Raw genomic sequence first — 10,634 nt, 5'->3', positions numbered from 1 at the left:
CTGAAACTGAACCCGATTCATCGTCGCCATAATCTTCTCCCGCCTGCGCCACCGCGCACGCATATGCAAGGTTGGACACGTAACGGCGACCAAAGTTCAGTTATGCTGAAGATCAGCGCTAATCACCAAATTATTTGCCTGTGCGTCGCATAATTCCCACAAGCCAATATCATGCACTAAAAGAGGCTTTTGCTATAAATCCGGTCCTTTGAAACCGTTTTCGTGACTATATGCACCAACATCGATCGCACATAACGGGTATGCGGTGTGTGAATGCTATATGTTGGTGCGGAGCAATGAGTTATGCGGAACCGACATAAGCGCCATTGGGATAATAAATTGAGAAAATATGCTGCGTCGCAGTATATTTTGAACTGTCAGCTGGCTACCCAGCAGACGATTCGAGCGCCAGAAGCGCCGGATTTATCCATCATCCCCTCTGGAGGTTTTATGTTTGCCGCTACCCGCTTCGCTACCGTCCTGTCCGCAACCCTACTGTGCCTGAGCGCGACCCACGCCATGGCTGCGGACCGCCCGGCCCGTCTCGATGTAGCCGGCTGCGAAAAACCGGAATTTCCAGTGCGTTGGCAGGATGACGGCGAAACCGGCACCATGACCGTCGCTTACCTGATCGATACCGATGGTAAAGTGGTGCAGTCGAAAGTGGTGGAATCGAGCGGCGCGGTACGCGTCGATCGTGCTTCGGTCCGCGCCGGCGCCCGCTGCAAGTTCGAACCGGGTGCAAAGGACGGCCAGGCTGCGCTGGCTTGGGCCAAGGTCAAGTATTCGTGGGTCGTCGAGTAAATGGGCTGAGGCCCCGGCGTGGACATGCAAGATGTCCACGCCTGCTGTCTGCTAGAAGCGGTACAGCAGCGACGCCTCCACCGCGCGCCCGAAGATCGGCCGTGCATTGATCGGACCGCTGCTCTGCGCCCCGGTCAGGCGTGAATTGCCCTCCGTCAGCCCCAGTTCATTGCCCAGGTTGGTGCCCGCGAACCTCAATTCCCAATGCGTACCCACCGATGCCAGGATGCCCGCGTCCACCGTTTGATACGAGGGCAGGTAAGACAGATTGGCCTGGTCGGCCCAGCGGCTGCCCACGTGCGCGTAAGTGCCATACAGTTTCAGTGAATTGTCGCCCATCGGAATGCGGTAGCTTGGCGACAGGCGGAACTGCATCTTCGGCTGGCGCTGCACCAGCTTGCCGGTAATGGCCGGATTGTCGCGGTATGTGGACTCCTGATAATTGCCCATCAAGCTCACCTGCAGGTTTTTCACCGGCCGCACGGCCAGCTCGAACTCCACGCCATGCCCGCGCGAACCGCTCACCGAGTTCAGCACCGCGTCGGTCGTGATCTGCTGGAAGGAAATGCCGGTAAAGTCCGTGTAAAACCCGTTGATGTACGCGCTGTACATCTCGCCCACCGTCTTGAAGCCGACTTCGTACTGCGTCACTTTCGGGGTCGGTACGCCTTTGCGGTCGTTCAGCGCGGCCTGGGTGCCGGCGTTGCGCATGTCGTCGAAATAGATGAAGGTGTGGCCGGTATTGGCGCGCGCAAACACGCTCATGTCCTTGGAAAACTTGACAATCCCGCCTACGGTGAAGGAATTGACGCTGTCGTCCCGGCTGAGCTGGGTGTTGCTGCCGGTCGGAACCGAGGTGCCGTTGTTGTAGACGGTCAGCGGATTGGCGTCGGTATCCATCGAGCCCAGGTTCGAAATGGTCGCTTTCAGGCTCTGCTTTTCGCGGCGCGCCCCCACGTCCACCTTGATCTGCTCGTTCACTTTCCACTCATTGGCCACGAACAGGGCGGTATTGTTGCCCTTGTACGATGCCAGCGGCGCATAAAACACATTCCCGTCCACCCCGTTGCGCGAGACGATGGTGCCGTTGCTCAGCTGCACATTGATCAGGCTGGCGTTGGGCGTGGCCGTCATCAGGTGGCTGTTGCCCAGGTACCATTCATCGTTCGACTTGTAGCGCGCCACATAGACCCCGGCGGTGCTCGTATTGTTCTTGAGCAGTTCGCGGCTGAGACGAAATTCGTTGGTAAACGAGCGCAGTTTCTTCTCGACCGACCACAATCCGGCTTGCACCACTTGCTCGTTGGGATCGACCGCCCCGCCTTTGACATAGCTGATGCTGCCCGAACCGGCTGCCGCGCCCGGATTATGGGTGGCGTTGGCGTTGGCCAGGTAAGCCGCCGCCGTCAGCGGGTTGTTCCCGGTGAACATCGAGATCGTGTTCAGATCGCCGCTGAAGTAATTCGCCTTGTTCGACACATCCCAGCCGCCCAGTTTTTGCTCGTACTCGGCCCCGAATACGGTCGCATCCATGCCGCGCCCGTCGGCCAGGTCGCGCGTGAGGGTCTTGCCGGGCGCCGCGTCGATGGTGAAGTGGCGCATGTCATTGCTCATCAAGGTGCCGGTGAGCGGATCGAAGCCGGGAAACTCCGTGATCGTGCGTCCGTTGTCGCTCGAAATGAGCGGCACGCCGGTGTAAAACGCGTTTTTTTCCTTGGTGGTGCGTACGTAGGCGGTCACTTCGCCATCAATGAGCTTGCGGGTGATGGACGCGGTCAGCTGCTTGCCGTCGTCGGCCTTGAACTGTGGATCGCGCACGCCCTGGGTCTGGCGCGCAAAGCCGCCGATGGTCCCGTACCAGCCGTCGGCAATCTTGCCGCCCACAAAAGCGTCGAGCCGGCGCAGCTTGCCGGTGCCGGTGCTAAAGCGCAGCGTTGCGTCAAGCGTGTCTTCCCCCTTTTTCAGGATGAAGTTCATGGTCGCGCCGGGCTGGCCGACCGAGTAGATCGTGCTCGGCCCGCCGCGCAGCACTTCCACCCGCGCCACCGTGTCGTCCAGGCGAAACGCCGACGAGCCCTCGAAGAACGACAGCACCGGCACCGGATACAGCGGATTGCCGTTCATCTGGACCGACACGAAGGGCGAATCGCTACCCGACGGAAAGCCGCGCACCTCGATATTCGCGCCCGACTGGCCGCCGGTCGACTCCGCATACACGCCCGGCACCAGTTTGAGCACGTCGGCGGTGCTGCTGGGCGAGGCCGATTTGAGCTGCTCTTCGGTCGCCGTGGTGATCGAAAAACTGGTGTCGATCTTGCGCGTGCCGCGTGCCGACGCGGTGCCGGTCACCACCACCTGGGCGATTTCGGCGGCCGCCGCGTCCGCCGCCGGGGCAGGGGGCGCGGCCTGGCCGGCTGCCTGGGCTTGGTTCATCAGGGTCAGCACGGCCAGCGTGACTGAGGAAAGCAGGAAGTGCTTGTGACTGTTCATCGTTATGCTCGCTTTTTTATCTGTGCTCTTGTTGAAATCCGTCTCCTGGACTGGCTGGCTGTGCGCCTGCCGCATGCATGTCCCCTGTCTTTCTTGGCCGCGCCGCCTGCCAGCCGGTCTGCAATTTATTTTGATGGCAAGAAAAGACGAATCATTGAAACAAGAAATGATATCGATGTCAATCGAAATGTTATCGATGTCATTTGGCCTGTGGCGAGGCGTAAACCTGTCATAATGCGGCGGTGTCGTTGTTTTCCTACCAAAATTGAGCGTTTCCATGGCCGCAAACAAGGCTGCAAGCAAGACTGCCGCGCCGGCAGCAAGCACGATCGCGCCGCGCAAGAACGACGCCGCCCTGACGATGGAAGACCTCGCCAGCCTGGCGGGCGTTTCCACGATCACGGTCTCGCGCGCCCTGCGCGACAGCCCGCTGGTGACGGAAAAGACGCGCGAAAAAATCCGCCGCATCGCCGACGAGCAGGGCTACCGCCTCAACATCAGCGCGCGCAACCTGCGCATGCGGCGCAGCTACTCGGTCGCGGTGGTGGTCGAAATGACGCCCGTGAAGGGCCGTCCCATGTCCGACCCGTATCCGCTTGAACTGTTGGGCGGCATCACCCAGGAACTGACCACGGCCGGCTACAGCGTGGTGCTCACCTCCAAGCAGTTGATGGACACCGCGCCGGTGCAGGGCGCCGACGGCCTGATCTTGCTCGGCCAGGGATCGCACGGCGAGGCGGTGCGCTTCCTGCAAAAGGCCAAGCTGCCGCTGGTGGTGTGGGGCGCGCTTGAGGCCGGCGCCACCACCATCGTGGTCGGCAGCGACAACCGGCGCGGCGGCGCCAGCGTGGCCGAACGCTTTTTGGCGCAAGGCCGGCGCAAGCTGGTGTTCTTGGGCGATGTCGATCACGCCGAAGTCCAGGAGCGCTGCGCCGGCTTCATCGACGCGCTGGGCGGGCAGAGTACGGTCCACATCATCCGCCCCAAGGCCTTCACCTTCGAATCGGGCTTCGACAGCATGACCGCGCTGCTCAAGAAAAAGGGCCACGCCTTCGACGGCGTGTTTGCCGCCAGCGACCTGCTGGCCATGGGTGCGATCCGCGCGCTCACCGAACATCAATTGCGCGTGCCCGACGACGTGTCCGTCATCGGCTACGACGACACGCCGGGCGCGGCCAGCTTCGTGCCGCCGCTGACCAGCGTACACCAGTACCTGCGCGATGGCGGCGTGCTGCTCGCCAAAAAAATGCTGGCGCTGATAAACGGCGAGCAGGTCGAGTCCGAAATGCTGCCGACCACCCTGATCGCCCGCCAGACCTGAGAACGTCATTCCCGCGAAGGCTCCTAGGCGCCCCCGCGAAAATCCAAGGCCTTACCTTAATCTAAATGAATTGACAGTCCAAACCGATTTGAAATAGACTCGGCTCAAATCCAAACCGGTTTGAAGCGCAAATTTCAAAAGACAGACAAAGGACAAAACCGTGCCGCACGAACCAATCCCACACGCTCTCCCGCTTGAACCCTGGTCCCTTCGCGAGACCTGCTTCGACCCCGCCACGCACTTTTTGAACGAGACCCTGTTCGCCCTCGGTAACGGCTACATCGGCCTGCGTGCCACGCCCGAAGAAGGCTACAGCGGCCCGGCCGGCACCTCGCAGGGCGGCACCTACCTCAACGGCTTTTACGAGTCCGAACCGATCGTCTATCCGGAAGCGGCGTTTGGCCTGGCCAAGACCAACCAGTTCATGCTCAACGTGCCGAACGCCAAAGGTATCGAAGTCTGGCTCGGCGACGAGCGCTTCGACCCTTTGCAAGGCACGCTCGATCGCTACGAGCGCGTGTTGGACTTCCGCACCGGCGTGCTGCGGCGCAGCCTGGAATGGACGTCGGCCAGCGGCAAGCGCCTTGGCCTGGTCACCCGGCGCGTGGTTTCGCTGGCCGACAAGCACCTGTTCGCGCTCGATGTCGAACTGACCGCGCTCAATTTCTCCGGCCAGGTGCGCGTGGTCTCGACCATCGACGGCGCCGTGCGCAACCAGGAAGCCGGCGACGACCCGCGCATCGGCTCGGCCGTCTCCGGCCCGGCGCTGCACCTGCTGGCGCTGGAGCAGGGCGCCAGCATGTCCAGCCTTACCCAGCGCACCCACAACAGCGGCTTCACTTTGGTGAGCGCGATCGAGACCGTGGCGGCGGTGGCGGGCAGCGCCAGCCACCAGGACCTGGCGGCCAGCCACAGTTTTACCTTCGACCTGGACGTGATGCTGCCGCAAAGCCTGACCAAGTACGGCGTCTACTTTTCGTCGCGCGACTATCCCGAGGCCGAACTGGCGGGCCTCGCAGGCGCCGCGCTGGCCAAGGCCAGGCTTGATGGCTTCGACGCCCTGTGTACGCGCCAGGCCGCGTACCTGGCCGACTTCTGGGAGCGCGCCGACGTCGAGATCGCCGGCGACGACGCGCTCCAGCAAGGCATCCGCTTCAACCAGTTCCACCTGCTGCAGTCGGTCGGCCGCGACGGCAAGACCAACATCGCCGCCAAGGGCGTGACCGGCGAAGGCTACGAAGGCCACTACTTCTGGGATACCGAGATCTACATCTTCCCGTTTTTCTTGTACAGCAAACCGGAAATCGCCAGGCAGTTGCTGGCCTACCGCTACGCCGGCCTGGAACAAGCCCGCGCGCGCGCGCGCCAGATGTCGCACGCCAAAGGCGCGCTGTACCCGTGGCGCACCATCGCCGGCGAAGAATGCTCGGCCTACTTCCCGGCCGGGACCGCGCAGTACCACATCAACGCCGACATCGCCTACTCCATCAAGCTGTATCTGGAGGCCACGGGCGACCTCGATTACATGGCGCAGGCCGGCGCCGAAATCGTGTTGGAGACCGCGCGCATCTGGATCGGCATCGGCAACTACGACCGCGCCGGGCGCTTCTGCATCAACGAAGTCACCGGTCCCGACGAATACACGGCGCTGGTCAACAACAACTACTACACCAACGCCATGGCGCAGATGCACTTGCGCTTCGCGGCGGAGATTGTCGACAAGTTGCGCGGCGCGCGCGCGCACGATTTCGAGCGCATCGCGCAAGCCATCGGCCTGGATGATGCCGAACCGGCCGCCTGGCGCCGCGCCGCCGGCCGCATGGCGCTGCCCTACGACGCCGCCCTCGGCATCCACGAGCAGGACGACAGCTTCCTCGGCAAAAAGCCGTGGGACTTCGCCGCCACGCCGAAAGAAAACTATCCGCTGCTGTTGAACTACCACCCGCTGGTGATCTACCGCCACCAGGTTTGCAAGCAGGCCGACGTGGTGCTGGCGCTGCTGCTGTTGTCCGACCAGTTTACGCAGGACGACAAAAAGCGCGACTTCGACTACTACGAAGCGGTGACGACGCACGATTCGTCGCTCTCGTCCTGCATCTTCAGCATCATCGCGTCCGAGGTGGGCTACCACGACAAGGCCTACGACTATTTTCTCGAGACCGCGCGCCTGGACCTGGACGACACGCACGGGAACACCCACTACGGCGTACACACGGCGGCCATGGCCGGCACCTGGATGGGCGTGGCCTACGGCTTTGCCGGCATGCGCGTGGCCGACGGCGCGTTGCGCTTTGCGCCCACCTTGCCGGCGCGCTGGCAGCACTACCAGTTCCAGATTCACATCCACGGCGCGCTGCTGCAAGTGCGCATCGACGCCGCCGAAGCGCGTTACACGCTGGTCCACGGCGACGCGCTGACGTTGACGCACTGCGGCGAGCGCGTGTCGCTCACGCGCACCGCGCCATCGGTATCGGTCGCGCGCCCACTTCAGGAGAAAAAGGCATGAGCAGGTTCAAGGCAGTGATTTTCGATCTGGACGGCGTCATCACCGACACCGCGCATTATCATTACCTGGCGTGGAAGCGGCTGGCCGAATCGGAAGGCGTGCATTTCGACGAAACGTTCAACGAACAGTTAAAGGGCATCGACCGCATGGGCTCCCTGGACCTGATCTTGGCCGGTGCGAAGCGCACTTACAGCGATGCGGAGAAGCTGGCGCTGGCCGACGCCAAGAACCGCCACTACCAGGAGCTGATCGCCACCATGTCGGCGGCCGACCTGCTGCCCGGCGCGGTCGATGCGCTGGCGGCGGTGCGCGCGGCGGGCCTGCGCATCGGCCTGGCCTCGGTCAGCAAGAACGCCTTCACGGTGCTCGAACGGCTGGGCATTCGCGCTCGCTTCGACTATGTGGTCGACGCCGCGCTGATCGCCAACAGCAAGCCGCACCCGGAGATCTTCTTGACGGCGGCGCGAGAACTTGGCGTGGACCCGGCGCATTGCCTGGGTGTGGAAGACGCGGTGGCCGGCGTGGCGTCGATCAAGAGTGCCGGCATGTGGGCGCTCGGCATCGGCAACCCGGACGTGCTCACGCAGGCCGACCGGGTGATCCCGGCGCTGGACCGCTTCAAGCTGGAGCAATATCAATAAGCGCCACGCTACCGTCATTCCCGCGCAGGCGGGAATCCAATTCTGTCGAGCCGCCCGTTGCTGCGGTACGAAATTGGATTCCCGCCAAGGGGGCCGCCGAGGCCGGGAATGACGGCGCAGGTAGTAGCACACCAAAACAAAAAAATATTGGAGACCGTGTGAAAAACCAACGCATCATGTTAGCCCTTTTCTTGATTTACTTCGTCTTTGCGATCCTGCTTAACAGCGTCGGCACGGTCATCCTCCAGGTCATCGGCAACTACGGCGTGAGCAAGTCGAGCGCCAGCATCCTGGAAGCGTTCAAGGACCTCCCGATTGCGGTCGTGTCGTTTTTGGTGGCGTCCTTTTTGCCGCGCATCGGCTACAAGAACGCCATGCTCGCCGCGCTGGCGCTGGTCACCGCGGCCTGCATCGCCATGCCGCTGCTGCCCGCCTTCTGGACCGCCAAGCTGCTGTTCCTGTGCGTGGGCGTGGCGTTCGCCCTGGTCAAGGTGTCGGTGTACTCGACCCTGGGCCTGATCGCGCGCGACCGCCGCCACCACGCCGGCATCATGAATACCCTGGAAGGCGTGTTCATGGTCGGCGTGTTGAGCGCCTACTGGATCTTCGGCTACTTCATCGATTCGTCCGATCCCGCCTCGCGCAGCTGGTTGCAGGTGTACTGGGTGCTGGCCGCGCTGTGCGCCGTCACCTTCGTGCTGGTGCTCTCGACTGCCTTCGACGAAGGCACGGCGCAGCTGCCGGCAGGGCGCAGCCGCTGGGACGACTTCACCGCCATGCTCAAGCTGTTCTTCAAGCCGCTGGTGTGCGTGTTCGTGATGACGGCTTTTCTGTACGTGCTGATCGAGCAAAGCGTGGGCACCTGGCTGCCGACCTTCAACAACGAAATCCTCAAGCTGCCGGCGGCCATGAGCGTGCAGGTGACCAGCATCTTCGCCGCCTGCCTGGCCATCGGCCGCCTGTCGGCCGGTGTGGTGATGCGCAGGATGAACTGGTACCCGGTCATGAACATCTGTGTGATCGGCATGGCGGCCATGGTGATGCTGGCGCTCCCGCTCACGCACGACGTGGTGGCCGACCCCAACATCACCTGGTCCAGCGCGCCGCTGGCGACCTTTTTGTTCCCGCTGATCGGCTTGTTCATGGCGCCGATCTACCCCGGCATCAATTCGGTCATGCTCAGTTCCCTGCCGCCGCACCAGCATTCGTCGATGACCGGGCTGCTGGTGATTTTTTCGGCGCTGGGCGGCACCACCGGCTCGTTCATCACCGGCTACGTGTTCGGCAATTTCAGCGGCCACTTCGCGTTCTACCTCACCTTGGTGCCGATCACGCTGGTGCTGATCACCTTGTACTTCTTCAAGCGGCAGGTCGATCATGCCGCCTGACCGTATTGCTATAATTGCAGTCTTTACGCCATCTTCCAACGAAGTTCGACCATGAATCTCAAGAGCCTGGCCCGTACGCTCGGGATTTCGAAGACCACTGTCAGCCGTGCCCTGAACGGCTACCCGGAAGTCAATGTCCACACCCGCGAACGCGTGCTGGCCGCCGCCAAGGAAGCCGGCTACGAAGCCAATCCGATGGCGCGCAGCCTCGCGGTGGGGCGCACCAATGTCTTCGGCATCATCTATCCGCTGCTGCCGAGCGACCTGGGCGACCCGATGTTCCTGGGGGTGGTGGGCGGCATGTCGGCCGCGCTCGAAAAGAGCAAGATGAACCTGATCATCGCGCCGGTCTCGCCGCAAAACGAGCTGCCCTCGTACGAGCAGATGGTGCGCGGGCGCCGGGTCGACGGGCTGGTGGTCAGCCGCACCCTGGTACACGACGAGCGCATTGCGTATCTGGTGAAGAAGGGCTTTCCGTTCGTGGCGCACGGCCGCACCGAACTCAAACAGCCGTACGCCTGGTTCGACTACGACAACGAAGCCGGCATCGGCCTGGCCTGCGCGCACCTGATCGAACATGGCCACCGCCGCATCGCGCTGGTGAGCGCACCGCTCGAACTCAATTTTGCGTGCCAGCGCAAGCACAGCTTCATCGCCTGCATGGCGCAAGCCGGCCTGGCCGTCGATCCGCGCCACCTGGTCGAGAACACGCTCGACCGGCGCACGGGTTACCAGGCCATGCAGGAGCTGCTGGCCTGCTCGCCACGGCCGACCGCTGTCATCGTCGACAATCACCTCTCCGGCGTGGGCGCGGTGCGCGCGCTGCTCGACGCCGGCATCGAGATCGGCAAGGACATGTCCGTCATTGTCTGGGGCAGCATCGAGGACAGCCTGGTCGGGTCGAACGTCACCACCATCGACCAGCCTGCCCCCAACGAAGCCGGCGCCAAGATGACCGAAATGCTCTCGGCGCTGGTGGCGGGCACGCCGCCGGCGCAGTTGCAGGTCCTGTGGCAGCCGGTGCTGCTGCCGGGCGCCACGGTCGGGCGCTGCATCGCCTGACTTGCGGCGCGGCAGTCGCATTGACGTTCATGCAAAATTGCCTTACCCTCTACGCGGGCGGATCCTTCAAGCCGGCCTGTTCTTGCCTTGTGGAAGGACAAGCCTCTGCGGGGCTACCCCGTGGGAACTATATTGCTGTGCAATTCACCGCATGAGCCGCCGTGCGCTGCCGCGCACGATTGCTCGCGCTTCACGAGACTGGTTGAAGGCTCTCCGCCCCCTTAAGGCTGACAACTGGGTCGAAACAATAAAGTCGGTCGGGCTAAGTCGGTAGCAAGGGCGTTACCTGCAAATCGAGATTGTTGGATTTATTGACCTTGACCTGTGGAAGCGCTAGAGGTAAATTAACTAGACAGAGAATTCGAGAGTCCCGCTCGATGTATCAAAAAGCCGCCGGCCTGCCAGCCAGCGGCTTTCGCTTT

General features: G+C 62.6%; 7 protein-coding genes. 6 read left to right on the top strand and 1 reads right to left on the bottom strand.

Translation table 11 applies throughout. The annotated features are described in order from the left end of the window. Positions 1-450: 450 nt before the first annotated feature. Positions 451-804, top strand: coding sequence for an energy transducer TonB (locus F1735_RS25735; RefSeq protein WP_167239586.1), 354 nt, complete (start codon positions 451-453; stop codon positions 802-804). Between the two features lie 51 nt (positions 805-855). Here F1735_RS25735 and F1735_RS25730 read toward each other — a convergent pair whose 3' ends face one another. Beyond that, positions 856-3,294, bottom strand: coding sequence for a TonB-dependent receptor domain-containing protein (locus F1735_RS25730; protein WP_167239585.1), 2,439 nt, complete (start codon positions 3,292-3,294; stop codon positions 856-858). Between the two features lie 277 nt (positions 3,295-3,571). Here F1735_RS25730 and F1735_RS25725 point away from each other — a divergent pair, with 277 nt between their 5' ends. The 5 genes from F1735_RS25725 to F1735_RS25705 all read left to right on the top strand — a co-directional run bounded on the left by F1735_RS25725 (position 3,572) and on the right by F1735_RS25705 (position 10,212). Then, on the top strand, positions 3,572-4,615 hold the full coding sequence (locus F1735_RS25725; RefSeq protein ID WP_167239584.1) for a LacI family DNA-binding transcriptional regulator: 1,044 nt from the start codon (positions 3,572-3,574) through the stop codon (positions 4,613-4,615). 244 nt (positions 4,616-4,859) lie between these two features. After that, complete coding sequence (locus F1735_RS25720) at positions 4,860-7,121, top strand: glycoside hydrolase family 65 protein (RefSeq protein ID WP_187364362.1); 2,262 nt, start codon at positions 4,860-4,862, stop codon at positions 7,119-7,121. Beyond that, positions 7,118-7,762: a beta-phosphoglucomutase gene (gene pgmB / locus F1735_RS25715; protein ID WP_167239583.1), complete on the top strand. Its 645-nt coding sequence runs from the start codon at positions 7,118-7,120 to the stop codon at positions 7,760-7,762. Before F1735_RS25720 ends, pgmB begins: the two co-directional genes overlap by 4 nt. 176 nt (positions 7,763-7,938) lie before the next feature. Next, positions 7,939-9,150 (top strand): MFS transporter, encoded by a 1,212-nt coding sequence (locus F1735_RS25710; protein ID WP_187364361.1) that lies wholly within the window; start codon positions 7,939-7,941, stop codon positions 9,148-9,150. A 51-nt stretch (positions 9,151-9,201) separates the two neighbouring features. Beyond that, positions 9,202-10,212: a substrate-binding domain-containing protein gene (locus tag F1735_RS25705; protein WP_167239581.1), complete on the top strand. Its 1,011-nt coding sequence runs from the start codon at positions 9,202-9,204 to the stop codon at positions 10,210-10,212. Positions 10,213-10,634 lie beyond the last annotated feature (422 nt).

The sequence above is a fragment of the Massilia genomosp. 1 genome, assembly GCF_011682185.1.
In the GTDB taxonomy this organism is placed as follows: domain Bacteria; phylum Pseudomonadota; class Gammaproteobacteria; order Burkholderiales; family Burkholderiaceae_D; genus Telluria_A; species Telluria_A rubra.
The sequence above is the reverse complement of the archived record's forward strand: the minus strand, read 5'-3'. Positions and strand labels throughout refer to the sequence as shown.

Coding starts and splice junctions, on each gene's coding strand:
- F1735_RS25735 (WP_167239586.1), top strand. CDS start 451: ATGTTTGCCGCTACCCGCTTCGCTACCGTCCTGTCCGCAACCCTACTG.
- F1735_RS25730 (WP_167239585.1), bottom strand. CDS start 3,294: ATGAACAGTCACAAGCACTTCCTGCTTTCCTCAGTCACGCTGGCCGTG.
- F1735_RS25725 (WP_167239584.1), top strand. CDS start 3,572: ATGGCCGCAAACAAGGCTGCAAGCAAGACTGCCGCGCCGGCAGCAAGC.
- pgmB (WP_167239583.1), top strand. CDS start 7,118: ATGAGCAGGTTCAAGGCAGTGATTTTCGATCTGGACGGCGTCATCACC.
- F1735_RS25710 (WP_187364361.1), top strand. CDS start 7,939: ATGTTAGCCCTTTTCTTGATTTACTTCGTCTTTGCGATCCTGCTTAAC.
- F1735_RS25705 (WP_167239581.1), top strand. CDS start 9,202: ATGAATCTCAAGAGCCTGGCCCGTACGCTCGGGATTTCGAAGACCACT.